Below are 25,531 nucleotides of genomic sequence, written 5' to 3' on the forward strand. Positions count from 1 at the left end.
CTTTTACGACACTTTATCTGAATGGGATTTTTGCTCAGATTATTTTCGAAGAACTCTCTTTTTGTCTTCTTTATTTTCTTGCAAATTGTTGCTCTGGTTCTGATATTCTCTAAAAATGCCATGCAGAAATCTTGGATCGCCGGCCAATCAGCCGCGTTGAACTCTAGGGTTTCCGGATATATTGATGAAGGGGTTACTTATCTTAAGCTTAAACAGATCAATGAAGATCTTGTTGCTCAAAATAAGGCTTTGATGGTAGAACTCTATGGAAAAGAGGGCGCCAAGAATCCTGTATTCAGAAGAGTTCATGATACTTTAGGAGGAGGTCAGATTTACACATTTGTAGACGGAGAGATAGTTTTCAATAGTATTAACAGAAGAAATAACTATTTTACCATTAACCGTGGTAAGAGAGATGGTGTATTTCCGCAAATGGGAGTTATGGCTCCTAAAGGAGTTGCGGGGATTGTTATCAATGTTACAGATAGTTATGCGCTCGTTCAGTCGGTTTTAAGTGTCAATAATATTAGAATTAATGCTTCGCTTAAAAGCTCAGGATATTTTGGAACCTTAACATGGAACGGAGATAATTCTAGAGTAATGCATTTAGCAGATGTTCCTAAATATGTAGCCTTGAAGATTGGTGATACGGTGGTAACAGACGGTAAGTCGGCAATTTTCCCTAAAGGAGTTATGATTGGTACTATTGCGGGATACTCCGTAGATAATAAAACAGGTTTTTGGGATATTTCAGTTGAGTTGAGTGAAAAAATGGGTGCTTTAAACAAAGTATTCGTGGTTAAAAATCTTAAGAAAGCCGAGGTACAAAAGATTCAAGATACAATGCAAGCTGTAATAAAAAAGGAAAATGATTAGCAGGACTTTATTTACGGACATATTAATCATGATATTTCTTGTTGCATTACAGGTTTTTGTATTGAACAGGATTACTATTTTCGGAAAGTACACTCCGGTGTTATATCCTGTGTTCGTTATGTTTTATCCTTTTTTTAGAAATAAGTATCAATTTTTGGCATTAAGTTTTTTAATAGGCCTTTCTATTGATGCATTTTTATATTCTTGGGGAATTAATGCATTTGCAACAACTTTAATTGCTTATTTCAGAACCTTGATTTTCAGGACATCTACAGATACGTCTACAGATTTCTTTTCTTTTCAGTCCCTTCAATGGGCGCAGTTTTTACTGTTTTTGTTTTCAAGTATATTTTTGCACCAACTTTTAGTACAGTATATTGAATTCTTTAAGTTTAGCAGATTTTTTGAAATTTTATTTAATGTGTTGGTAACAAGCATAATTTCCTTTATATTTATCGTTATTTACGCATTAATCTTTAAAATCAAACAAAAAGTTTGAACACACGTTATTTAAAAATCTTTTCCGTGCTTACTGTTATCGCTCTTATTTTTGTAGCGAGACTTGCCTATTTGCAGTTGTTTACCGACCGCTATGCACTAAATGCGGCCAATACTTCCATTAAAACAGAATATGTTATTCCTCAAAGAGGAGTTATTTTTGATAGAAATGGTAAGATCATGGTGGGTAACCAACCTGCCTATGAAATTTCTTTCACGGAAGCTTTAATGAAACCAGATTTTGATACCGTTGCTTTTTGCAACCTGATGAGTATCAATAAAAATGATTTTATTAAGAAAATTAATAGTATTAAACAGGAAAAGTATTACTCTAAGCTGACTCCGATGACTTTTATAAAGGACCTCAGCAGAGAAGATATTGCCAGAGTACAGGAGATTATATTTAAATATCCTGCATTTAATATTGTTTCCAGACCTCAAAGACAATACGAAGTTTCTACTTCCGGTAACCTTTTAGGATATACAAGTGAGGTAAACGAAAGAGATATTAAGAAAGATTCTACCTATTATCTGCCAGGAGATTTTGTAGGAAAATCAGGAGTTGAAAAATCATATGAAAAAGAGCTTCGTGGGATAAAGGGAATTAAATATATCCAGAAAGATATCAGACTTAGAAATATAGGCTCTTATAAAGGGGGTTCATTAGATAAAGACGTAATTACAGGTAAGGATATTACGCTTACCATTGATTATGATCTCCAAAGAATGGCCGAAGAGATGCTTGTGAATAAGCATGGAGCTATTGTTGCAATTGACCCTAATAATGGAGAGATTTTAACCTTAGCAACCGGACCGGATATTGATCCGAATTTATTTACAGGACCTAATAAGTCTAGGAATTTATACGCATTATCAAAAGATACGCTCTACGAAAACAAACCAACTTTTGACAGATCGCTTCAAGCGGCCTATCCACCAGGTTCAACATTCAAATTGTTGACAGCTCTTTCAGCAATGCAGATGGGCGTGATGGATGAAAATACTGTTTTCCCATGCGGAGGAGGTTTTAATTATAGAGGTTTAAGAATTAAAGGGCATGGTGGTGCAGATCCTTTGGTACCGGCAATACAGATTTCAAGTAACTGTTATTTTTCATATGCGTACTTGGCTATCATGAATAAATATCCGGGAAACCCTTCCAAAGGAGTGGATGAATGGAAAAAGATTTTGAATAGCTTTGGTGTAGGAGAATTTTTAAATAATGACTTGGCTGTTGGGGCAAAAGGTAGAATTCCTTCCGGGGAATTTTATGAAAAAAGAATGCAGTCTATTTATAAAGCAAGTGGAGCCAAGAAAGATCCTAAAAACTGGGATGCTTTGGCTACAGGAGCTGTATTTAACGGAATGGGACAAGGTGACGTTTTGGTAACTCCTTTACAGCTGGCTAACTATGTTGGAGCTATTGCGAATAAAGGTTGGTACTACACGCCACACATTGTAAAATCGATTGATGGAAAACCAAACCCCGATAAAAGATTTAAAACGAAACATAAAACTCTTGTTGATCCAAAACACTTTGAACCTGTTTTAAAAGGAATGGAAGCTGTGGTATTAAGAGGTACAGCGAGAGGATTAAAATCAAATGATTTTACTCAGTTAGCAAAAACAGGTACCGCACAGGTTCCTCAAGGAAAGGATAATTCAATTTTTGTGTTGATTGCTCCTGCCGATAAGCCTAAAATAGTTGTTGTTGCGGTAATGGAACATGCTGGTTTTGGTGCCACTTGGGCAGGTCCGGCTTGTACCGTAATAGCGGAGAAATATATTACTGGAGATGTAAAAAGAGAAAATCTTTATAAGAAGATGGTGACTTCCAGTTTTATGCCTGAATATAAAAGACAGTGGGTTGCAGATTTGAAACGTAAAGGGTTATATGTAGATCCAAAACCTGATTCTGTTAAATTAAAGAGAAAGCAGGACAGTCTTAATTTCATCAAGGAACAAAAAGCAAAGTTGCAAAAAAAGATAGACGAAGAAACTAAAAACATCAAAACCGCTAAGTAATGAAATGGACAGAGGGAATAGATAAGTTAGGTCTTGGTTTATACTTCTTGCTTTGCATTTTTGCCATTGCAAATATTTATAGTGTTGACCAAAAGTTAGGCGAAAAGCAACTAATGTTTTTCGGTGTTTCTTTGTTTATTGGTCTTATTATATTTTTTAGTAGAAGTAAGTTTTTTGAAAATATGTCTGGTATTTTCTATATCGGCGGGGTTTTGCTCCTTATTGGTCTTTTTCCTTTTGGGAAGGAGATTATGGGACAGAAAAATTGGTATAAATTCGGAAGTCTTACCATGCAGCCTGTAGAGTTTGCTAAAATTAGTACCTCTCTTATGTTGGCAAATTATGTTTCGGGACCCGAATTTAATTTAAAAAATATAAAATCCCTCGTAACTGTTTTAGCGATTGTTGGTATTCCTGCAGTGGTTGTTTTAGCCATTCCGGATGTAGGTTCCATGTTGGTTTTTATTGCATTTTTTATTGCTTTGTATAGAGAAGGTCTTGATGGAAAACTGTTTGTGGTTGGGGCACTTTTTGGAGCAGTTTTTCTTATTGCTAATTACCTTAATGATCCTTTGAAAATAAGCCTATGGTATTTTACAGGGTTTATTGTTGTGATAGGAGCAATATGGGTTTTATTTAATGTGGCTTTTTTACATAAAAACATCTATACACTTTTACCTTCTATTGGAATTATAGTTGTGCTAGCGCTGCTTTCAATAGTTTCACCTATGGTTTTCGAGAAGCTGCCTCAGCATCAGCAAGACAGGGTGGAAGTTCTTTACAAAGGAGAAAAAGCCTTTAGAGATACTTCAGGGTATAATTTATTGTATTCTAAAACAGCGATAGGTTCTGGAGGTATTTTAGGAAAAGGATACCGTGAAGGTTCCGTAACACAAGGAAAATTTGTTCCTGAGCAACAAACCGATTATATTTTCTGTGCTGTAGGAGAAGAATGGGGCTTCGTGGGAAGTGCCGGTTTGGTTCTTGCCTATATGGTTTTTATTGGAAGGATTTATTACCTCGCAGAAAAGCAAAAATCTACATTTAATCGTGTTTTTGGGTATTGCTTTGCATCCATTCTATTAATGCACTTTACGATCAATTTAGGCATGGTTATGGGGCTTTTCCCGACTGTTGGGATTCCGTTGCCATACTTTAGTTATGGAGGAAGCTCACTATTGGCCTTTTCTATTATGACCTTTATTTTCTTTAAATTAAATTATGCTGATAAAAACAGCTTGGTTTAAGGAATTTGGATGTTGAAAGACTTACAAATATTCCACGAAATTTCTTTGTTCTAAATATTCACTTAAATAAAATCATAAAGCTTTATGAAAGAAGCATACGTTCTGGACCAAAACTTCGATAATATAGATTTGGGAAAATCTCCATTGGAAAAAGGGGAGTATGAAAGCTGTAATTTCCGTAACTGTAATTTTGAATATGCAAATCTCTCGGAATTTAAATTTACCGACTGTGAATTCATCGAGTGTAATGTAAGCATGGCAAAGCTTTCCAATACAGCTTTCCGTGATGTTATTTTTAAAGAGTCTAAGATGTTTGGGCTTCACTTTAGTGATTGTAATGAGTTTGGATTATCATTTACATTTAATGAATGTACTCTGAATAATTCTACCTTTTATAAAACAACAATTAAAAAGACCTTATTTAAAAATTCAAAGCTAATTGAGGTTGATTTTGAAGAATGTGATCTTTCCGGTGCCCTCTTTACCAATTGTGATTTAGCAGGTGCTGTTTTCATTAATACAAATCTTGAAAAAACAGATTTTAGAACTTCTATTAATTATTCCATAGATCCTAATACAAACAAGCTTAAAAAGGCTAAATTCTCCCTTTCTGAAGTGCATGGTCTATTGTATAAGCTGGATATTCAAATAGAGAGAAATAGCTAGTTTGCACATCAAAATAATACACAATAAAAAAGCCATCAAAATGTTGATGGCTTCATTATTTAAATCAATTATTTAAAATTAAAAACTTGTTGCTGTTGTCGCTGTTACTGCAGCTAGGTTGTTATAAGCTTCTCCATTTTCATTGATTACTCTTTTGGCAAATCTAAATTTAGGTCCCCAATAAGAATCATTAAGAGAAGATATCATCACTCCTTTAGAAGTGGCTGCATGGATGAATTTTACTTCACCGTCTTCAGAAACACTTTCTACAATACCTACGTGAGAAATTCTTCTTCCGTGAGAAAAGAAAATCAAATCACCTTTCTGAAGATTCTCTTTTTCTATTCTTTCTCCTTCCTGAGACTGAGAGGATGCTACTCTTGGTAAGCTAAGTCCTGCTGCCGCTCCAAATACAGAAAGCACAAAAGCTGAACAATCTATACCGTTTCTTGTCATTCCTCCGTATCTGTAAGGAGTTCCTAGGTATGTTTCAGCTTCCGTTAGGATATTGTCTATTGTTTTATTGTACTTAATAACTTTTGCAATGCCAGCATTCTTAATAGAATTTTTTGCATTGGCTATAGATGCCGCCTTTTCTGCAAGAAATGAATTGATCAATCTTTGCTTATCCTGCTCCATTTTGTTTGCATCAATTGAAGCTAGTTTGGCATCTGTTTTGTATTCTTTAGAGTAAGTTGCTGGTTTTGAAACTACATAATTTGTAACGCAAGATTGTAGTGAAACGATAGAAACTAAAGCTACTAAATAAGACAAAACTCTTTTCTTCATATACATATTTATTACCGTGTTAAAGGGATATTTATTTCAAAAGCCTTACAAAAGTAGAGATTCCAATTAAAAGGGGCATGATATGATTATTATCAGGTTCTGCATTTAACATATTTTAACATATAATATACGTATGTTAAGGAAAAACAAACCGCAACGTCCTTTTTTTCATAGGGCTGCGGTTTTTTTTATTAAGATTTATTAACAAAGTGTTTCTGTTTTCTTTGTTTAAAGAGTTTTTTAAAATTTAAGTGAAGAAAAAAAATTATCTCATTTCTTATATTTTGTTAATAATATTCTATTTTGAAAGCTTCACTTTGATGCTCTGCCCATCACGAATTTCTTCTGTAGCAGCCTTTACAATAATATCATCTGGATTTATATCTCCAATAATTGTGGTAGTGTCACCATTAGAAATACCAGAGGTAACGGGAACCCAATGTGCTTTATCTTTTTCTACGCGAATTACAAATACCCCTAAGGTAGAATTTAACACAGCAGATGTAGGAACAGACAACGCTTTATTATGATCATTTAAAGGAAGGATCACATTGGCTACCATCCCGGGTAATAATCTTTTGTCTTTATTATAAACATCCATTTCTACAGATTGTGATCTCAAACGATTATCCAAAGCTCCTGAAAATCTTGATACTTTCGCAGTAAAGGTTTCTCCGGGAATAGATTGTACGGAGAATTTTATTTGTCCGTCTTTATTCAGGCTTCCGGTATATGATTCGGGAACATTAACGATTAAACGCAGCTTGCTCTGTTGTACTAAACTAAACATCGGAAGCTCAGATCCTTTTCCTGATGGACCCACGTAGGCTCCTGCACTTACATTTCTTGTGGAAATATTTCCGCTGAATGGCGCTCTGATCTGAAGATAATTTTTAACATCAATAACTTCTCTATAAGATGCTTTGGCTGATTCTAATTGGGCCATATCTGATCTTTGGGAAGCAAGAGCCTGTTCTAAATCAAGAGCTGAAATAGTTCCCGGGGTTTTACTCGTTTCTTTTAAACGGTCATATTTTGCTTTACTGGCGATATAAATAGCTTCTTTTGATTTTAATGTGGAAGCGGCAGCACTTTGCCGGGCATTCATTTCAGGAGCTTCTAAAGTAGCCAAGAGTTGTCCTGCGACCACTTCATTTCCTACATCCACATAAAGCTTTTTAACGAAACTGCTTACTTTAGCATATACATCTACTTTTTGGAAAGGTTGTAGTTCCCCAGGGATTGTTGTAGAAGAAGCAAAGTCTCCTTGCTTGGGGTTAATAGCCTCTATGTCTGGAGCCGCTGGAGGTGCAGCTTTTTTTACTTCGGCTTTGTTCTGTTCACAGCTTTGTAAACTGAAAACGGTGATAAGGGTCGGGATGATATAATGATATAATCGATTCATATTGATGGTATTAATAGCTTTGTTTTATTTTAAAAGTTCAGGAATAAAGTGAATGCTTTCTTCATCTTCAGGATCCAGAGAAACACTTTGAGTGCTTGTTTTACCTTGTCCCCAAGCGAATGCAAGTGGAAGAATGAACAGAGCGGCAAAGGTAGAGGCAATTAATCCTCCGATTACGGCTCTTCCTAAAGGAGACACCTGATCTCCTGCTTCTCCCAATCCCAATGCCATAGGAACCATTCCTACAACCATTGCTAAAGCAGTCATTACAATAGGTCTTAGTCGTAATGCAGCAGCTTCTCTGGCAGATAATAAGGCATTTCCGTTATGTTTTCTCAGTTGTTCAGCATTGGTAATTAATAATACGGCATTGGAGATAGATACTCCGACAGACATAATGATTCCCATATAAGATTGAAGATTCAATGTAGATCCACTTACAATTAATAAAGCCAACGCGCCAAATAAAACGGCAGGAACTGTTACCAATACAACACCGGAAACTTTAAAAGATTGGAAGTTGGCAGCAAGCATCAGGAAGATTACCATAATCGCAATCACCAAACTGCTTTGAAGACTGGTTAAGGTATCATTTAATGTTTGACTCATTCCTATTAATCCTACATTCAATCCTCTTGGAAGTTCTCCCAAGTTGTCAATTACTTTTTGTACATCTCTTGATGCTTTTCCTAAATCGGTGTGATTTAAATTAGCAGTTACGGTCAGCATCGGCATGGCTCCTAAGTTATCGGTTTCACCATAAGTGAAACTATCTTTTAAGGTTGCTACATCTCCTAGATTAGGTCTGTTAGAGTTTTTCAACAAAGGGATTCCTGCAATTTCAGCTTTGCTGTTCATTTTATTTTCAGGAACCTGTACCTGTACATTGTAGCTGTATCCTGCTTTCTCATCGGTCCAGATATTTTTTTCTGTGTACCTTGATGATGAAGTAGAAGCTACCAATGAACGTGAAATATCGGTCATGTCAATTCCCAATTGTGCAGCCCGAATACGATCTACTGTGATATCGATAGATGGATATTTAATAGATTGTCCTATTTGTACATCTCTTAAATAAGGGATTTTCTTCAGTTCAGTTTCAACCTTTTTTGCGTACGCTTCGTTAGCTTCTTTGCTTCTTCCGGATAATCTTACTTCGATAGGAGTAGGAGATCCCTGGCTAAGGATTTTTTCAGTTAACTCGATAGGTTCAAATGAGAGCTTCATTTGTGGGTTAATGCTTTTTGCTTTTTCTCTAATCTTATCTTTCAGATCATCCAGATTCGTGTGGAATCCTTCTTTTAATCCTACCTGTAAAACAGTTTCATGAGATCCTGCCATCCATAAATAAATAGGACTTACAGAAAATAGATTCGGATGATTTCCTACATAGGCAGAGGTGATAGAAATATTATCTTTTCCAACAATACTTTTGATACCATCTAATAGTTTTAAGGTTTGAAGTTCAGTTTGTTCAATTCTGGTTCCATCAGGAATTCTCATTCTTACCTGAAACTGTGAGCCGTTAACTTGCGGAAGTACATCGCGGCCAATGCTGTTTAAAACTAAAGCAACCAAAGCGAGTGTAAGCAAAATATATACGGAAACCACGATCTTTCGGAAAGGCATAATTCGGTCTAAGAATTTCAGATAACGGAATCGTACTTTTTCGAAAAGACTTACTTTTCCATCTCGGTTACTGTCTTCCTGTTGAAGCAGTATTTCTTTCTGACTCCAGGTATCATTTTCATCACTTAGGCCTGCTGCTTTTAATTCTTCAGCATCGGTCATGATGTGGCCGTCTTTTGCTTTGTGATGTTTTATTTTCATGATCCAGTTCGCCATCACGGGAACAAATGTCTGAGAAAGGAAGTAGGAAATAATCATACTGAATCCTATCGCAAGAGCCAACGGTAAGAATAATGATCCTGGAATTCCCTCCATTGTAAATGCCGGAGCAAACACAGCAAGAATACAAAATAGAATTAATAGTTTTGGAAACGCTATTTCTTTACACGCATCCCAGATGGCCAATGCTTTTGGTTTGCCCATATCAAAATGCTGATGGATGTTTTCTATGGTGACTGTACTTTCATCGACGAGAATTCCAATGGCCAAGGCGAGTCCACTCAGGGTCATGATATTAATTGTCTGTCCAAAAAGATTTAAAAATAGTACGGATGAAATAATACAAATCGGAATGGTAAAAATCACAATAAGAGCTCCCCGAATATCACCGAGGAAGAGAATTACCATTAATCCTGTGAGTAAAGCACCTATGGTTCCTTCACTCAGCAAGCTTTTAACGGAGTTGATTACATACGTAGATTGGTCAAATTCAAAGCTGACTTTTACATCATCAGGAAGATTGGCTTGTATCTGAGGAAGTTGTTTCTTAAGATTCTGAACGACGTCCCAAGTGGAAGCATCAGCACTTTTAGCAATACTTAAATAAACAGAACGACGGCCATTAACCAAAGCATAACCCGAAGTAACGTCGGCTCCATCTGTTACTGTGGCGACATCTTTTAAATAAAGATTCTGTACACCTCCTTTATACAAAGGAATGTTGCCAAAATCTTTTACGTTTTTAATCATCGTATTGGTAGGTGTGATATAATATTTATCACCAATACGTACGTTTCCTGAAGGTGCGGTCTGATTGTTCAGACGTAAAGATTCCACCAACTGATCAGGCGTTAAATTATGTTGACGGAGTAAATCCGGATTGGCATTAACAACTACGGTACGGATGTTTCCTCCAAAAGGAGGTGAAGAAACAATCCCCGGAATAGAGGTGAAGGTAGAGCGGACATACACGTTTGCTAAATCCAGCAATTCATTATTATTTCTTTTATCACTGCTTAAAACAAGTTGTCCCACGGGAAGAGTAGATGCATCGAAACGGATGATAAAAGGCGGATTGGATCCTGGCGGAAAAGCGGCCTGAATTCTGGTAGAGAATGAATTAAGCTCAGCCGCAGCCTGTGCCATATTGGTACCCGGATAGAAATTGATTTTCATCAAAGTTAATCCCTGAATATTTTTGGTTTCAATACTTTTAATCCCGTTCACAAAAAGGAAAATATTGATGTATTGTTTGGCGAAAAATGCTTCCATCTGTTGCGGAGTATATCCACTAAACGGGTGGGAAACATAGATGACCGGTAAATCTAGTTTTGGGAAAATATCGACTTTAATGGAGCTGGCGGAGCGTATTCCAAAGAAAAAAAGCCCTGCAACCAATACTAAAATCGTAATGGGTTTTCTTAATGCAAATCTTATTAAGTTCATTTATATAGGATTGATATGAGTTATTTTAATTCTTACAGTTCTTTTTCGAAAACAGTAAAATCACCTAGCGCTGCAGCTTTTAGTAACAAGGCATTCCAAACATTGCTGATGGCAATATCTCTGTCGGTTTCTGCTCTTACCAAAGCATAAATCGTCTGAGAAAGATCAACCAAATCTGTAAGTCCGTTTTTGTACAATACAGATCTTTGTATATAAGCATCATTAGCTGACTTTAACTGAATAGGAACTTGCTCATAGACTGAAAATGCATTGTTCCATTTGTTTTCTGAAAGATCCAACTGTGCCTTAATTTGCTGTTCGGCCAGATCATATTCATGTTGGAGACCTTGCGTCGTATAATCTTGGGCGCTGATTTCTTTAGATAACCTGAATGTTTGGGTGAAATTCCAGGAAACTCCTACACCAATCAGATAATTACTTCTGGTGGGTTTTATTCCGTCCCAGTAAGAAGATGAAAAATCATTTTGATCCTGTGCATATCCGTTTCCGAATCCTGAAGCTCTGCTTTGTATAATTCCAATCATTGAAAAGGACGGATAATATTGAGTTTTCAGCAATTGTTTTTCCTGTTCACTTACTTCAATACGACTTTTATAAAATGAAAGAACGGGATGGTTTTTTATTTCAGAGGCTGTCTCTGAAGGAAATTCTGTTGGTGTTCTCTTCAAAATAGTACTGTCTAATAAAAATTTTTGAGAAGGAATCCCCAAGAGTTGAGCGAGTTTATTTTCCTGTTCCTGTTCATTGTCTTTTGATTTGATGTAGGTGATCATTGCATTGGCATAATCTGCTTTAGCAAGAGAAAGGTCTACCCCTGGAACAAGGCCGTTTCTTTCTTTAACCTCAACAATTCTTCTGATGGTATCTGTTCTTCCCACATTTCTTTCGTAGGACAGTTTTAATTTTTTAGCAGCAAGAACATTGATGTAAGCAGCGGCTACTTTTACTTTGTGCTGAAAGATTTCATCAGAAAGATCTTTAGAATCTCTCTGCGTTTTGAATTCGGCTACTTTTACTCTCTGTTTGGCTTTACCGAAAGAGAAAAACTCCCAGTTGACATTGGCTAAATATAAGGCTCCAAATGAAGCGTTCCAGTTTTGTTCAGGGAGAGGAAGTCCTGATGAGGCCACTCCGTATCCGCCAAATCCATATAAGGGTCCGTTTTGTCCGTTGACGGTTCCGTAGTCCTGTTGAACACTGAAATTAAGATTAGGTAAAGCCTGACGTTTTGCCAGTTCTACAGATTCCTGAGAAGATAGTCGGTAGGATTCCTTTGCTTTGATAGTTCCATAATTATGAACAGCAGTTTCAAGGGCGGATTGTAAGGAGAGTACTTCCTGCGCATTCACTTGGCTGCTAACAAAAATAGAGGATATCGTTAGGATAAAAGCTCTTAAAAGCATCTAGTATATTTTTTTCTTTGGTCAAAGTAAAAAATACATTTTGAAGCAATCTTGAAGTTTAAATTAATAGATTACAATAGTATCAATTTTGCGAAGAATAGTTTTCTTTTCGAATTAATAATCTATGCATTTTCCATTGCTAAAACGGTTTCATTAAAAGCTTTTGTCGGGATGAAAAACTGATGATTTTCTGTAGTGTGAAAATAGATAGTAATGCTGTGCCAGCCATCTGCAAAGTCATAATGAATAGGAAATGCATTAACCTCACAAATCTGTTTGACGATTGATAATCCCAATCCTATGCTTTCATTGCATTGATTACTTTTTTTAAACCTTTTAAAAAGCTCTTGGGTAGGAATGTCAGGAGGAAGACCGGTATTGCAAATTCTGAAGAATTTTTTGGTCAGTACAATTTCAATATTCCCATTTTTAAGATTATGACGGATTGCATTAGACAAAAGATTGTTAAGGAGAATTTCAGCCAAAGTAGGGTGAATTTTTACATACACATCTCTTTCGCAGGTTCGGTTGAGGTTTATGTTTTTAAGGATCAGATGATCTGAATAAGCGTTGATGGTTTCTTTTTCCACTCGGCAGAACCTCAGCTCTTCATTGGTGATGAATTCATGATTGTTCAGCTTTGTCAAAAGAATAAGAGATCGGTTAATCCTACTCAGCTTATCGATAGAGTTCTGAATGTCTGTCAATAATGCAGCCTGTTGACCATTGATTTCTGTTTCTGCTAACAATTCAATCTTACTTTGAATAACAGCTAGGGGTGTCTGTACTTCATGAGACGCATTTTCACTGAATTCTTTTACAGAAGCATAGTCTTCAATGGCTTTGTCGGTCATTAACTGGAGAAACTCATTAAGTTTTTTAAATTCGTTGGTGCTTGTGGGCAAGAGTTCCAGCCGTTCTTTTTTCTGAATATTGAATTGATAAATACCATCAATCGCATGGTGAAAAGGTCTGAGGATATAACGTGATAAAATTCTTGCGGTTACAAATACAATAACGGTAATGAGTATTATTTTTAAGAATAAAGCATTCAACATGCCTTTCATGATCTCATCGGTTGAGGTAATGTAGCTGTAGGATGAGATTTTATAAACTTTGTTATCGGTTGTTATGAAAGAGTTGATCTGTATTTTACATTCATTGCGTATTGCTCTTTTGTCATCAAGGCAGGTGTGAATGACCTCAGGATTGTTGGAAGGCAGGATGCTATTCTTAACTTGACGAATAGAAATAGGTAATCCCTGCGATGTTTTTTCAGGAGTTTCTCCTTTTTTGAGCTGAGCGGCAACGTAGGTATTGACTGCTTTCAGCCTTTCGATTTCTACATTGTCTAATCGTTTTTTGATGCTGATATAAGAAATATACATACTGATGGGCGTTACCAACAATACAATGGCAATAAACCAAACCGATATTTTATTCAGTAAATTCATAAATCTGTATATTTTAATCCGTTGAACTTATAGCCTAATCCATAAATTGTTTCCACATAATCATTACCTCCGGCGGTCGCTATTTTTTTTCTGAGGTTTTTCACATGCTGATAAACAAAATCAAAATTAGCTAAATTGTCTGTATAATCTCCCCATAGATGATTGGCGATAGATTGCTTAGATAAGACTCTGTTTTTGTTGACCAGAAAGTATAATAACAGTTCAAACTCCTTTTGAGTTACTTCCAATCTGTTATTTTTAATGAAGACTTCATAAGTATCGGTGTTCAATACAATCTCATTAAATTTTACATCATTATAGCCATCCATTTTTTTTCTTCTATAGATTGCTCTTAACCGGGCATGCAGTTCCGGTAAATGAAATGGTTTTGTAATGTAGTCGTCGGCTCCTTTTTCGAGACCGGAGATTTTGTCATCTAATGCATCTTTGGCTGAAATGATAAGTACACCGCTGTTTATTTTTTCTTTTTTGATATAATTTAAAAGCTGTAAACCATTCCCATCGGGCAACATGATATCTAATAATATACAATCATAGCTATTGAAACTTAACCGCTCCAATGCATCTTTGTAACTATAAGCACATTCACAGATATAATGCTCTTCTCCAAGGTAGTACGTAATACTTTGGGCAAGCTCTCTGTTGTCTTCGATGAGTAAGATTTTCATAAGGATGCAAAGTTAAATGTAAATCTTATATGAATCTTGAAGTTGTGTAAATTCTTGATTCTAATGAGTTGAGGTTTTTGATTTTAAGTACATTGATTATAAAAATATGAAACAAAAAAAACTCCCCGGAAAAAACCGAGGAGTTTAACTAATATGGAACTTTACAGATGTTATCTTGTAAATAACATTTCTCTATATTTCGTCATTGGCCAAAGCTCATCATCAACCATCATTTCAAGATCATCAGAAGCTTCTCTGATCGGATCAAATAATGGAATTACATTTTTGCAGTACGTTTCTGCTTGCTTTTGACTGTCAGGCGTTGCTTTTGCAGCTTCTCTTGCTTTCATAAGATCCTCAACACCTAATTTAATTTTAGAAATGTTTTCAGAAATCTGAGTAATTAAACTTATTTGTTCTTTTGCTAATTTTTTGAATTCTTTGTCTTCAAAAATATCCTTAAGACCTTTTACGTTTTCAATTAATCTGTTTTGATAATTTAAAGCCGAAGGAATAATGTGGTTTCTTGCGATATCACTTAAAACTCTTGCTTCAATATCAATCACAGTAGAATATTTTTCTAATTTGATTTCATTTCTTGCTTCAACCTCTCTGTGGTTGAAAATTCCTATTTCTTCATAAAGATCTACAAACTTCTGGTTCATTTCCTGCTTCAATGCTTCAGGAGTAGTTTTCCAGTTGTTCAATCCTCTTTTTTCAGCTTCTATAGCCCAGTCTTCAGAATATCCGTCACCTTCAAACATAATGTTTTTACATTGCTTGATGTATTCTCTCAAAACATTGAAAATTGCTTCGTCTTTTTTAAGACCAGTTTCAATTAATGCGTCAACTTCTTTTTTGAAGTCATTTAATTGTTTTGCAGCAATTGTGTTCATTACAGTCATAGATTCTGCACAGTTTGCAGAAGAACCTACCGCTCTAATTTCAAATTTATTTCCTGTAAATGCAAATGGAGAAGTTCTGTTTCTATCGGTATTATCCAACAAAATTTCAGGAATTTTTCCAACTACATTTAGTTTTAAATCTGTTTTTTCGTCCGGAGAAAGTTTGCCTTCTGTTACTTTTTCCAATTCTTCCAACACTCTGAACAACTGACTTCCGATGAATACAGAAATAATTGCAGGTGGAGCTTCGTTAGCCCCTAATCTGTGGTCATTGCTTGCAGAAGCAATACTTGCTCTTAAAAGATCAGCATATTCATGAACTGCTTTAATTGCATTAACGAAGAATGTTAAGAACTGTAAGTTTTTCTTAGGGTTTTTTCCCGGGCTTAATAGGTTTTCACCTGTATCAGTAGCTAAAGACCAGTTGTTGTGTTTTCCACTTCCGTTTACCCCTGCGAATGGCTTTTCGTGGAATAAAATATGGAAATGGTGTCTGTGAGCAATTCTTGCCATCACATCCATCAACAAAGAGTTGTGGTCTACAGCAACGTTTACTTCCTCAAACATTGGAGCCAGCTCAAATTGGTTTGGAGCTACTTCGTTGTGTCTTGTAGTAACTGGAATTCCCAATTTCATACATTCGATTTCCAATTCTTTCATGAAGTTCATTACCCTTGTAGGAATAGAACCGAAATAATGGTCATCTAGCTGCTGTCCTTTTGCAGGAGAGTGTCCTAATAAAGTTTTTCCTGTTAATACCAAGTCTGGACGAGATTGGTATAATGCAGAATCAACTAAGAAATATTCTTGCTCCCAACCTAAAGTAGGAGTTACTTTTGTTACGTTTTTGTCGAAATACTGCATTACGTTTGTTGCAGCTTCATCTACAGCGTTCAACGCTCTTAAAAGAGGTGCTTTGTAATCTAACGTTTCTCCTGTATAAGAGATGAAGATTGAAGGAATACAAAGCGTAGTTCCCATAATGAAAGCAGGAGATGTAGGATCCCAAGCGGTATATCCTCTAGCTTCAAACGTATTTCTGATTCCTCCGTTCGGGAAAGAAGATGCATCAGGTTCTTGCTGGATTAATAGGTTTCCACTGAATCTTTCGATGGCTCTTCCACCTTCAATTGGTGTGAAGAAAGAATCGTGCTTTTCTGCAGTTGTTCCTGTTAAAGGCTGAAACCAGTGTGTATAGTGAGTTACTCCTTTGCTCATTGCCCAATCTTTCATAGCCACGGCTACCTGATCTGCAATTAATCTCTGGATTTTACTTCCTTTCTTAATAGCATCCATGATAGACTGGAATGCTTCTTTTGTTAAATATTCTCTCATTGTGTTTTCAGAGAATACATTTTCACAAAATAATTCTGACAATTTCGCAGGAATTTCTACCGAATTATCTTTTCTAAAGTCCTTGAATGGTAATGTTTCTAATGCTTTAAATCTTAAAGTTGACATATTAAGGGTGTATTTTGTGGGGCAAATTTACAAAAAAAATGAATTCAAAATGTTTTTGCCCTGTATTTTTTAGGGGTGTTGTGAAAAATTCACTAAAAATCAAACAAGAATTTAATTTTCAAGCCCCTAAAATTGGGTATTATGTTAAGTAGTTTATTAAAAGATAGTTAAAATAACTTGAAGGGAGATTTTGTATATTTGTGTGAAATTTATTTTATGACAAATTCTAGAGCAAGAGAAACAACAGAAGCTATTGAAAGATTATACATCTCTATGAGACATTTATTTTATAGAGGATTTTTCAAGCCGGCAGGTGTTTCTGGAGAAAGTATTAGAAGTTTGTTGAAAACAATCAATCCTGAGATTTATGGTACCATGAATGTTCCAAACAAATTGGAGCTAGATGGTTTGATGTATGTTTTAGACAGACTTCCGGAGGGAATTGAAGAATGTGCTTTTATTCATTTGACATCTGATGAAGGTTTTGATAAAGGAAGTTTCGAACCAATTGTACCTAAAAAGAGAAGAAGAAACTGTTATAGAATAGACGAACACCAGATGAATATTGAAGTTCTTTTGGGGCGTTCTGAAATTTATGACATTCTTACCCACTTAACCTTCTTATTTATAGAAGCAGATAAAATCCGTAATCTGGCTTTCATCCAAGATGAAAACTGGAAGCCGACAAGAGCTTTTAAAATTATTGAAGAAGTAGTAAAAGGCGAAAAACAATTCACAAGAAAGGAGAAAGAGGTTGCTCTTATTCATTTATCTTCTTTAATAGGAAGAACTTTCGATGAAACGTTAAGAGCTTACAATACTTTCGGAGACGATAACAATCCTGACCGTTTGTTTAAGATCATTTACAACTTAGGAAAAGTAAGTTTAGAAGATGCTAAGCAAAGCAGAGAAAGAGAAATTCATTTCAGTGCTATATTAAAGGAAAGAGTAGGTCACCATTACTTTGGTGAAAAATGGGCTCATAAAGTGAAAGAGGTTTTATTTGAAAACAATCTTCACATGCGTCCGCTACATATTATTTCTGCGAATATGCACTCTGTGAAAAATATGTTGTACGGAAATGATGCACTAAAGAAAAAAGATCACAAAGAAGTAGACTATAAAATGTACGGAGATATTTCCGACAAGAAAGAGCTTCGTGATAAGGTTTCTAAATATGCATTAGAACAAGGTTTAATTTATATTGATGACAAAAGCGGAAGTAATATCGACGTTCAGATCATCGACCTAAGCAAAACAGACCTTAAAAATACACCGTTCGGTCATATTAAATATGGCGGAGACGATGTAATCATGGTTTTCGATTATGCATTCGGTGAACAGGCTTTTGAAGTAATGGATGAATTGCTGAGACCTTTCGAGCATAAAGGAGAAGTATATATGATGAAGGTGAAATCTGTTTCCATTATGGGAAAAGCCGGAATTTTAGAAGGCGCAAAAGGAGATATTATGATTCCTACTTCCCATATTTTTGAAGGAACGGCAGATAACTATCCTTTTGAAAATGCTTTGAAACTGGATGATTTTAAAGATGACGAATTAAAAGCTTTTGAAGGAACGATGATTACCGTTTTAGGAACGTCACTTCAAAACAGAGATATTTTATCGTATTTCATGCATACTTCATGGAAGGCAATCGGATTAGAAATGGAAGGAGCGCATTATCAAAAAGCAATTCAGGTGGCGTCTAAAATCAGACATCATATTGCACCAGACCTTTTTGTTTGTTACGCTTATTATGCTTCGGATAATCCTTTGGAAACGGGAAGTACATTGTCTTCAGGTGGATTAGGACTTACAGGAGTAAAACCAACGTATCTGATTACCTTGAAAATTTTAGAAAAGATATTGGAAAGTGGTAAAAAATTACCTGCTAAAAAATAATTTTGATTCTAAATTAAATATAACCTCAAGTGTTCTGCATTTGAGGTTTTTTGTTTTCTTTAAACACAAATAACGCTAATTTTTTTCACGAATATCACGAATTTTATTTGTGTTTAAAAATTGTGTTTTTTCATTTGTGTTATTAGTGTTTAAGAAAACTTTATCTTTAAAAAAATTAAAAATCATGAGTTCAGTTTCACAATTATCAAAAAGATTTAGGGAAGTTTTGCTTGATGGTTTCTGGATCGCAAATACCAATTTTAAAGATCAGCTTAAAGATGTAACTTGGGAGGAGGCAACCACAAAAGTGAGTTCTTTGAATACAATTGCAATGCTTACTTTTCATATTCATTATTATATTGCAGGACTTATCAATGTATTTGAAGGTGGCGATCTTGAGATTAAAGATAAATACAGTTTCGACCTTCCTCCAATTGAATCTCAGGAAAAATGGGACGAATTATTAAATCAATTATGGACTGATTCTGAAAAGTTTGCAACATTATTAGAACAAATGCCTAACTCTAAAATGGATGAAGTTTTTGTTGATGAAAAATACGGAACTTATCTTAGAAATATTGATGGGATGATTGAACATTCTTATTATCATTTGGGGCAGATTACTTTGATTAAAAAGCTTTTGAAAGATATATGAATTTTATTCTTAAACACGGATAACACTAATTTTTTCACGAATAACACGAATATTATTTGTGTTTAAAATTGTGAATTCATTTGTGATATTAGTGTTTAAATATTTAACAAACCCAATTGAAATTAATCTAAAACCATATCAAACGAAATAAAACCTCAGCATAACTCCATTTTTTAGGTCTTATTTAAATTACTTACCTTTAAAAAAATTAAATTTTAAATGAAAAAATCGGTTGCAATCCTATTTGCATTTATCATTTCTCAATTTCAGGCACAGCAGACGCCTTACTATCAGCAGGCTGCGAAGTACAAGATGGATATTGATGTTAATGCAGAAAAATTTACGTATCAGGGAAATCAAACTTTAGAATATACCAATAACTCTCCGGATGAATTGAACGTGGTGTATTTCCATTTATACTGGAATGCTTTTAAACCCAATTCAATGATGGATCAAAGAGTGGCGAGTCAAGGTAAGAACGGAGATTCAAGATTGCAGAAAAACGGTATTTCAACATTAGCTTCTATTCCGAAAAATGAAGAAGGGGCTCAAAATATTCACTGGATCAAACAAAATGGGAAAAACCTGAAGTTTGAAATTCAGGAAACAATCATGAAGGTGTATTTAGCAGAACCGATCAAACCAAATTCAACCACCAATTTCACAATGGAATGGGATGCTGTAATTCCTCAGCAAATCAGAAGAAGCGGTAGAAACAATAAAGAGGGCGTTGATATGACCATGACGCAATGGTATCCTAAAATTTCAGAATATGATTATGACGGATGGGCTACTTTCGATTATTTGGGAAGAGAGTTTCATGCGCCATTCTCGGATTTTGATGTGACCATTAAAATCAATAAAGATTATGTAGTAGGAGCGGGTGGAATTCTTGAAAACCCGACTGAAGTAAAAGGGTATGATACCAATGCAAAGATTAAAACCGAAAAAGATAAAAAAGCAACCTGGAGATGGACGGCTAAAAATATGCTGGATTTTGCATGGAGTGCCGACAGAGATTATGTGGTAAAAAGTTTTGAGGTACCGGAAGGGCCAAAAGTTTTCTTGGTCTATCAAAACAATGACAAAACAAAAGTTTGGGAAGAAGCTCCGGCTTATCTTACAAAATATTTCCAGATCATGAATAATCACTTTGGGAAATATGTATATCCAACCTATGCATTTATCCAAGGTGGAGATGGCGGAATGGAGTATGGAATGTGTACCATGATCTTGGGTGAAGCTAAAAGTATTAAGGATTTAATGGGATTAATGGCTCATGAAGGGGCACACTCTTGGTATCAGCAAATGTTGGCGACCAACGAATCGATGCGTCCATGGATGGATGAAGGATTTACAAGTTATGCGGAAGGGTACACCATGCACCAGCTATTCCCTGAAGACTTGCCGAATCCTTTTGTTGAAAGATTGGATGCTTACAGAAAATTCATTCAAAAAAAGATTGAAGAGCCTGCAGTTTGGCTAGGTGACCACCACGATAACGGAACTTCTTATACTTATTCTACATATGTGAAAGGAGAATTGTATTTGGTTGAATTAGGCTATATCATGGGGGAGCAAAATCTTGCAGAAACATTGAAACAATATTATGATCAATGGAGCATGAAACATCCTACAGACAGAGATTTTCTGCATATCGCTCAGAAAGTTTCAGGAATGGATCTGAAATGGTTCCATCATTATTGGATCAACACTACAAAAACGATAGATTACGGAATTAAGGATGTAAAATACGATGCCAAGTCTACAACAATTACTTTAATCAATAACGGACAAGTTCCAATGCCGATTGATTTTAGTGTAATGACCAAGGATAAGAAAATTGTTACATATCAGATTCCAACCAATCTTACCCATACTTGGAAATCAAAAGATGCGTACGGTGATTTTAAGACACTAGAGTATTGGCCTTGGACACAAAAAGAATATACGTTAACAATTCCTTACACGAAGTCTCAGCTATCTGTTCTGGGAATAGATTTCAGTCAGAGAATTGCTGATGTGAATATGGCAGACAACTTTGTTGAAGTAAAATAATTAAAAAGGAGGAATTTTGAGAAAAGTTCCTCCTTTTTTTATTTATCCATTATGTGGAGCACACGCCGGAGGTATTATACAGTTTAAGGTGGCACAAGGATTTGCTGGACATTTACTTCCTGGACATATTGCTGGTACGCTGATTCCGGGTATAGGACAATTTACATTTCCTCCTTGTATGGATTTTAATCCGCTTCTTGAGAGTTTCTTTAAATTTTTCATAATGATTTTGTTTTAGATGGATGTGTTATAATTTGATGATCAAATCTATCGTAATCTGTCATCATTGAAAAACAAGAAACAGTAGCTGTTTATCTATAGCTAATAAGTGTGTTTGTATTTCTCTTAAGTGTGATTTTATCTGTTTGAAAATATAAATTAAGAAATATTCTTTTTTTTAATCAAAGAATATTGGAGTTAATGAAGCTTTTTTTGTGTAAAAACTTTACTTTTACAGTGATTTTTTATGCTAAAAGAAATAAAGATTTAAATGAATTCTATCGTAATCAATGTAGGAAACAGCAATGTGAGGTTTGGTCTTTTTGATGATGACAATTGTGATATTTCATGGGTCATTAATACAAAGCCTTATAGAACGACGGATGAGCTTTATGTTCAAATGTTGATGTTGTATCAGACCTACAAAATAGATCCCAAAGATATTAGTAAAGTCATTATTGGATCGGTGGTTCCCCAATTGACCAAGGTGGTGAGTTCGGCGATAAAAAAGATCCACGGTATTCAGCCTGTAATTGTTGACAGAAGTACGCCCTCTGGCGTTCAGGCGAAATCTAAACAAATGGGAACGGATATTTATGCCAATCTCGTGGCTGCTCACAATTTGTATCCGGACAGAAAGAAAATTATTATAGATTTCGGAACGGCTCTTACCGCAAGTTGTGTAACGGAAACCGGAGAAACCTTAGGTGTAATTATCGCTCCGGGAATTGTTACTTCTTTAAACTCTTTAATCAGTCAAACCGCTCAGCTTCCTGAAATTGAATTAAAAAAACCAAAGTCTGTTTTAGGATTGGATACGGTAACATGTATGCAAAGCGGAATGGTGTACGGATTTTTAGGAATGGTAGAAGGGTTTATCGACCGAATTAATGATGAGGTAAATGACGATTGTTTTGTGATTGCAACGGGTGGTGTTTCGCATGTCTACAAACCTTTGACAACCAAGATCCATATCACAGACAGACTTCATACACTGAAAGGATTATACTTTTTAGGAAAAGATTTATAAATGAATGAATTTCCAAGAATAGAAACCGAAAGACTTATTCTCTCTCAATTGAAGGTGGAAGACCTTCCTTTGGTTGTTGAATATCTTCAGTCGAAAATTTTTTCTGATCTTACTTCCAATATTCCTTCTCCTTATACAGAAGAGGATGCTCAGTTCTGGTTGAATAATTCTCAGCAGGCATTTGAAAATAAATTGGGGTACACTTTTGCAATCCGAAATAAAGATCATGAAATTATGGGTGCCATCGGACTTCACGATAGAGGAGATGATAAAGCAGAATTGGGGTATTGGCTGGGTGCTTCGTTTTGGAATAAAGGTTATATTACGGAAGCGGCAAAAGCTATTTTGGATTTTGGATTTAATGAATTACACTTAAATAAAATCTACGCCACGCATTTTCTACACAATCCGGCATCAGGAAAAGTATTGGAAAAAATAGGAATGGAAAAAGAAGCTTTGCTGAAACAGCATCTAAAGAAGAACGGGGAATACTTTGATATTCCGTTGTATTCTGTTTTTAGGAATAAGGATTAATTCACATGATATTGTTTTTCAGGAGAATATAAATAAAAACAGCCTTAAAAAAGGCTGTTTAATTTTTTAAAGATCACCAGTAGTACAAGATACGCAGTCGTGCCCTGGAATTGGATATACCCATCCTCCACAACAATCCGGAACGGGTTGCAATCTACAGCCGATTATTTTTTTACCTGTATTAGGATCAGTATATAAACATTGACCCGGCATTAATCCACCATTGATTTTTGCGGTTTCTTTTCTTGATAATTTTCTCATATTGTTTTAATTTGTTGTATTCAAATATAATTATTTATTCAATATGATGAGAAAAATTCTATTAATCTTGATGAAAGGTGTAAATAGTTTATCTTTTAGATTTAAAAAACTGTTTAACGATAGTGGAACATTCGTTTTCCATAACGCCAACAACCATTTCAGTTTTTGGATGAAGAGAAAGGTGTTTGTTGATAAATCCTCTTTGTTCATCTCGGGCACCAATGACAACTTTTGAAATTTGCGACCAGGAAAGAGCTCCCGAACACATCACGCAAGGTTCTAACGTCACATATAACGTACAGTTCTTTAAATATTTTCCACCTAGGAAATTAGCAGCTGAGGTTATCGCCTGCATTTCGGCATGAGCAGTAACGTCATTCAAGGTTTCGGTAAGATTGTGGGCTCTTGCAATTACTCGATTATTAGAAACCACAATACAACCGATAGGAACCTCATCTTTTTCTAGTGCTGCTTCGGCTTCCTGAAGAGCCATTTTCATGTAATATTCGTCGGTAAACATATATTATTCAATATTTAAAGTAAGCGGAAGTTTAAAACGAAATCTTACGGCATCTCCGTTAATGGTTGCTGGAGAAAATTTTGAGGGAATAGAATATAAGGCGATCTCGGCCTGTCTGTTGAACGTAAAATTATCACCTTGTGCTTTAACATTGCTTATACTCCCGTCTTTTTCCACAATAAAAGCAACATTGGTTTTGATGGTTTTTACTTCTGAGTAAACACCTTCCGAATAAAAAAGATCCACGACTTCCTTTCTTAAAGCATCCACTCCGCCGGGATAGGCTGCCGTTTTATCTGTTGTTGAAATAAGTTCAGATGAATCTTGTGTTTGAATGTTTTTCTTTTGAATTTTGGCAAGATCTTCTATGTTCTTTACTTTTAATAAAGCTCCAATCAATGCTACATTTTCAATACTGTCCATTTTCTTCATGAAGAACAGGAAGTCATTTTTTATAGCAGATTTATTGAATGTATTGGGCTCAGCATTAAATTTTTTCTTAAACTCAGTCCCCAACATACTTCGATGGTTGTTGTAATAATTTTTCACGAGCTTAAAGTCTTCTGTCTGTTGTGAAAAACAAAAAGAAGAAATGAGACAAAACAAACAAAGAAATAAAGCTTTCAATCCTGACATATTCATGTAAAAGTAATCAAAAAATATGAAATCTGATGATTCTTTTACAGTTCAGAATAGCTGTTTAAAGACTCTTGAAGATGGGTTCTTATATCATCAACTAATGTTTTAGGTTCTAGAACGGTAACCTCTTTTCCGTACGATAAAATTTCCTGCATAAAGTCGTAAGTGGGATGTAAGAAAAACTCAAAGAATGTTTCCTCAAGGGTTTCTTTTGTTTCTTTTTGTGACTGATGCAACGGAAAACTTTTGATGTATTCTCCCTGATGTTTAGTACATTTAAGAACAATTTTTTGAGGCTTTTGCTCAGATAAATTCATCACTCCGAAAGCATTTTTAAAATGTTCTCTGAAATTAAAATTGTGCTTTTCACGAAATTTATTTTTATCAACATCCAGATAATTGATTCTGTCTAAACCAAAAGATTTCAGTGCTTTGTCTTTGGTGTCGATGGCAATAAGATACCATCTGTCTTTGGATTCTTTTAACGCCAGCGGATGAACTTTTCGGGAAGTCATCAACTTATTTTTGTAATTGTAATGTTCAAATGTGACCACTCTTTTATTACGAATGGCAAAGAAAAGGTCATAAAAATGTTCTACTCCGGTTGGTTTTCTGGACTCGAAAAAAATGAAATTGGAGAAATCCGGATGAAGATTCAGCGCATTACTTACCTGAAAAGATTCTAATAATTTTTGATTGTATTCATCCACTTCCATAATCGGACGACTCTCAATATAATACCGATTGTCACCCTTCTTTTTGTTATGAATGGAAAGATTAAAAAGACCTAAAATCTCACGAATATCCCTCTGCAAGGTACGGATAGAGTAACTCTTAATATCCGCATCCTGAAATTCAAAAGAGTTTAAAAGATAGTCCTCCAGCTGCGAGTACGTTGCCGGAGAACTTTCTAATCTTTTTATAATTAAAGCATATCTTGTCAGGTAAAAGTCTTTCTTCATAGTAAAGTTTTGTAA

General features: G+C 35.3%; 22 protein-coding genes. 11 read left to right on the plus strand and 11 right to left on the minus strand.

The window, feature by feature from the left end:
• The first annotated feature begins 21 nt into the window (after positions 1 to 21).
• From mreC to BUB80_RS11865, 5 genes are all read left to right on the plus strand, one after another.
• Positions 22 to 876 carry a rod shape-determining protein MreC gene (gene mreC, locus BUB80_RS11845; RefSeq protein WP_073293133.1) on the plus strand — a complete coding sequence of 285 codons (855 nt, stop codon included), beginning with the start codon at positions 22 to 24 and terminating at the stop codon, positions 874 to 876.
• Complete coding sequence (locus BUB80_RS11850; protein WP_073293134.1) at positions 869 to 1,375, plus strand: rod shape-determining protein MreD; 507 nt, start codon at positions 869 to 871, stop codon at positions 1,373 to 1,375. The genes mreC and BUB80_RS11850 overlap by 8 nt, the downstream gene beginning before the upstream one ends.
• Complete coding sequence (locus BUB80_RS11855) at positions 1,372 to 3,399, plus strand: peptidoglycan D,D-transpeptidase FtsI family protein (RefSeq protein ID WP_073293135.1); 2,028 nt, start codon at positions 1,372 to 1,374, stop codon at positions 3,397 to 3,399. Before BUB80_RS11850 ends, BUB80_RS11855 begins: the two co-directional genes overlap by 4 nt.
• A complete protein-coding gene (gene rodA, locus BUB80_RS11860; protein WP_073293136.1) occupies positions 3,399 to 4,646 on the plus strand; it encodes a rod shape-determining protein RodA in 1,248 nt (415 codons plus the stop codon). The genes BUB80_RS11855 and rodA overlap by 1 nt, the downstream gene beginning before the upstream one ends.
• 84 nt (positions 4,647 to 4,730) lie before the next feature.
• Positions 4,731 to 5,312 (plus strand): pentapeptide repeat-containing protein, encoded by a 582-nt coding sequence (locus BUB80_RS11865; protein ID WP_073293137.1) that lies wholly within the window; start codon positions 4,731 to 4,733, stop codon positions 5,310 to 5,312.
• Positions 5,313 to 5,390: 78 nt separating this feature from the next.
• On the opposite strand, the gene BUB80_RS11870 is transcribed toward BUB80_RS11865, so the two are convergent.
• The 7 genes from BUB80_RS11870 to BUB80_RS11900 form a co-directional block, all read right to left on the minus strand.
• The gene (locus BUB80_RS11870) at positions 5,391 to 6,101 is read right to left on the minus strand and encodes a C40 family peptidase (RefSeq protein ID WP_073293182.1); all 711 of its coding nucleotides are present in this window, start codon (positions 6,099 to 6,101) and stop codon (positions 5,391 to 5,393) included.
• Positions 6,102 to 6,399: 298 nt separating this feature from the next.
• A complete protein-coding gene (locus tag BUB80_RS11875) occupies positions 6,400 to 7,506 on the minus strand; it encodes an efflux RND transporter periplasmic adaptor subunit (protein ID WP_073293138.1) in 1,107 nt (368 codons plus the stop codon).
• A 24-nt stretch (positions 7,507 to 7,530) separates the two neighbouring features.
• A complete protein-coding gene (locus BUB80_RS11880; protein ID WP_073293139.1) occupies positions 7,531 to 10,800 on the minus strand; it encodes an efflux RND transporter permease subunit in 3,270 nt (1,089 codons plus the stop codon).
• 32 nt (positions 10,801 to 10,832) lie between these two features.
• Positions 10,833 to 12,224, minus strand: a complete 1,392-nt coding sequence (locus BUB80_RS11885; RefSeq protein ID WP_073293140.1) for a TolC family protein — start codon at positions 12,222 to 12,224, stop codon at positions 10,833 to 10,835.
• A gap of 122 nt (positions 12,225 to 12,346) precedes the next feature.
• Entirely contained in the window at positions 12,347 to 13,678 is a 1,332-nt protein-coding gene (locus BUB80_RS11890) for a sensor histidine kinase (protein WP_073293141.1), read from the minus strand.
• Entirely contained in the window at positions 13,675 to 14,367 is a 693-nt protein-coding gene (locus BUB80_RS11895) for a response regulator transcription factor (RefSeq protein ID WP_073293142.1), read from the minus strand. The genes BUB80_RS11890 and BUB80_RS11895 overlap by 4 nt, the downstream gene beginning before the upstream one ends.
• Before the next feature lie 170 nt (positions 14,368 to 14,537).
• The gene (locus tag BUB80_RS11900) at positions 14,538 to 16,733 is read right to left on the minus strand and encodes a glutamine synthetase III family protein (RefSeq protein WP_073293143.1); all 2,196 of its coding nucleotides are present in this window, start codon (positions 16,731 to 16,733) and stop codon (positions 14,538 to 14,540) included.
• A gap of 216 nt (positions 16,734 to 16,949) precedes the next feature.
• Between BUB80_RS11900 and BUB80_RS11905 the strand changes: the two genes are divergently transcribed.
• The 6 genes from BUB80_RS11905 to BUB80_RS11930 all read left to right on the plus strand — a co-directional run bounded on the left by BUB80_RS11905 (position 16,950) and on the right by BUB80_RS11930 (position 23,134).
• A complete protein-coding gene (locus BUB80_RS11905; protein WP_073293144.1) occupies positions 16,950 to 18,638 on the plus strand; it encodes a DUF6909 family protein in 1,689 nt (562 codons plus the stop codon).
• Between the two features lie 184 nt (positions 18,639 to 18,822).
• Entirely contained in the window at positions 18,823 to 19,293 is a 471-nt protein-coding gene (locus BUB80_RS11910) for a DinB family protein (protein ID WP_073293145.1), read from the plus strand.
• Positions 19,294 to 19,512: 219 nt separating this feature from the next.
• Positions 19,513 to 21,351 (plus strand): M1 family metallopeptidase, encoded by a 1,839-nt coding sequence (locus BUB80_RS11915; protein WP_073293146.1) that lies wholly within the window; start codon positions 19,513 to 19,515, stop codon positions 21,349 to 21,351.
• 16 nt (positions 21,352 to 21,367) lie between these two features.
• The gene (locus BUB80_RS11920) at positions 21,368 to 21,589 is read left to right on the plus strand and encodes a hypothetical protein (protein ID WP_073293147.1); all 222 of its coding nucleotides are present in this window, start codon (positions 21,368 to 21,370) and stop codon (positions 21,587 to 21,589) included.
• Between the two features lie 252 nt (positions 21,590 to 21,841).
• Positions 21,842 to 22,600: a type III pantothenate kinase gene (locus BUB80_RS11925; protein ID WP_073293148.1), complete on the plus strand. Its 759-nt coding sequence runs from the start codon at positions 21,842 to 21,844 to the stop codon at positions 22,598 to 22,600.
• The gene (locus BUB80_RS11930) at positions 22,601 to 23,134 is read left to right on the plus strand and encodes a GNAT family N-acetyltransferase (protein ID WP_073293149.1); all 534 of its coding nucleotides are present in this window, start codon (positions 22,601 to 22,603) and stop codon (positions 23,132 to 23,134) included.
• 66 nt (positions 23,135 to 23,200) lie between these two features.
• Here the strand turns inward: BUB80_RS11930 and BUB80_RS11935 are convergent, their stop codons facing one another.
• The 4 genes from BUB80_RS11935 to BUB80_RS11950 all read right to left on the minus strand — a co-directional run bounded on the left by BUB80_RS11935 (position 23,201) and on the right by BUB80_RS11950 (position 25,516).
• Entirely contained in the window at positions 23,201 to 23,395 is a 195-nt protein-coding gene (locus BUB80_RS11935) for a hypothetical protein (protein ID WP_073293150.1), read from the minus strand.
• Between the two features lie 88 nt (positions 23,396 to 23,483).
• Positions 23,484 to 23,915 carry a nucleoside deaminase gene (locus BUB80_RS11940; RefSeq protein ID WP_073293151.1) on the minus strand — a complete coding sequence of 144 codons (432 nt, stop codon included), beginning with the start codon at positions 23,913 to 23,915 and terminating at the stop codon, positions 23,484 to 23,486.
• A 3-nt stretch (positions 23,916 to 23,918) separates the two neighbouring features.
• Positions 23,919 to 24,464: an energy transducer TonB gene (locus BUB80_RS11945; protein ID WP_228433788.1), complete on the minus strand. Its 546-nt coding sequence runs from the start codon at positions 24,462 to 24,464 to the stop codon at positions 23,919 to 23,921.
• 131 nt (positions 24,465 to 24,595) lie between these two features.
• The gene (locus BUB80_RS11950; protein ID WP_054512280.1) at positions 24,596 to 25,516 is read right to left on the minus strand and encodes a helix-turn-helix transcriptional regulator; all 921 of its coding nucleotides are present in this window, start codon (positions 25,514 to 25,516) and stop codon (positions 24,596 to 24,598) included.
• Positions 25,517 to 25,531 lie beyond the last annotated feature (15 nt).

The sequence above is a fragment of the Chryseobacterium polytrichastri genome (assembly GCF_900142445.1).
GTDB classification, from domain to species: Bacteria; Bacteroidota; Bacteroidia; order Flavobacteriales; family Weeksellaceae; genus Chryseobacterium; species Chryseobacterium polytrichastri.

Excerpts from the sequence above, each read along its gene's own strand:
- BUB80_RS11940 (WP_073293151.1), bottom strand. The coding sequence starts at position 23,915 with ATGTTTACCGACGAATATTACATGAAAATGGCTCTTCAGGAAGCCGAA.
- BUB80_RS11885 (WP_073293140.1), bottom strand. The coding sequence starts at position 12,224 with ATGCTTTTAAGAGCTTTTATCCTAACGATATCCTCTATTTTTGTTAGC.
- mreC (WP_073293133.1), top strand. The coding sequence starts at position 22 with ATGGGATTTTTGCTCAGATTATTTTCGAAGAACTCTCTTTTTGTCTTC.
- BUB80_RS11950 (WP_054512280.1), bottom strand. The coding sequence starts at position 25,516 with ATGAAGAAAGACTTTTACCTGACAAGATATGCTTTAATTATAAAAAGA.
- BUB80_RS11875 (WP_073293138.1), bottom strand. The coding sequence starts at position 7,506 with ATGAATCGATTATATCATTATATCATCCCGACCCTTATCACCGTTTTC.
- BUB80_RS11915 (WP_073293146.1), top strand. The coding sequence starts at position 19,513 with ATGAAAAAATCGGTTGCAATCCTATTTGCATTTATCATTTCTCAATTT.
- BUB80_RS11870 (WP_073293182.1), bottom strand. The coding sequence starts at position 6,101 with ATGAAGAAAAGAGTTTTGTCTTATTTAGTAGCTTTAGTTTCTATCGTT.
- BUB80_RS11905 (WP_073293144.1), top strand. The coding sequence starts at position 16,950 with ATGACAAATTCTAGAGCAAGAGAAACAACAGAAGCTATTGAAAGATTA.
- BUB80_RS11925 (WP_073293148.1), top strand. The coding sequence starts at position 21,842 with ATGAATTCTATCGTAATCAATGTAGGAAACAGCAATGTGAGGTTTGGT.
- rodA (WP_073293136.1), top strand. The coding sequence starts at position 3,399 with ATGAAATGGACAGAGGGAATAGATAAGTTAGGTCTTGGTTTATACTTC.
- BUB80_RS11910 (WP_073293145.1), top strand. The coding sequence starts at position 18,823 with ATGAGTTCAGTTTCACAATTATCAAAAAGATTTAGGGAAGTTTTGCTT.
- BUB80_RS11850 (WP_073293134.1), top strand. The coding sequence starts at position 869 with ATGATTAGCAGGACTTTATTTACGGACATATTAATCATGATATTTCTT.
- BUB80_RS11865 (WP_073293137.1), top strand. The coding sequence starts at position 4,731 with ATGAAAGAAGCATACGTTCTGGACCAAAACTTCGATAATATAGATTTG.
- BUB80_RS11930 (WP_073293149.1), top strand. The coding sequence starts at position 22,601 with ATGAATGAATTTCCAAGAATAGAAACCGAAAGACTTATTCTCTCTCAA.
- BUB80_RS11880 (WP_073293139.1), bottom strand. The coding sequence starts at position 10,800 with ATGAACTTAATAAGATTTGCATTAAGAAAACCCATTACGATTTTAGTA.
- BUB80_RS11900 (WP_073293143.1), bottom strand. The coding sequence starts at position 16,733 with ATGTCAACTTTAAGATTTAAAGCATTAGAAACATTACCATTCAAGGAC.
- BUB80_RS11895 (WP_073293142.1), bottom strand. The coding sequence starts at position 14,367 with ATGAAAATCTTACTCATCGAAGACAACAGAGAGCTTGCCCAAAGTATT.
- BUB80_RS11935 (WP_073293150.1), bottom strand. The coding sequence starts at position 23,395 with ATGAGAAAATTATCAAGAAAAGAAACCGCAAAAATCAATGGTGGATTA.
- BUB80_RS11890 (WP_073293141.1), bottom strand. The coding sequence starts at position 13,678 with ATGAATTTACTGAATAAAATATCGGTTTGGTTTATTGCCATTGTATTG.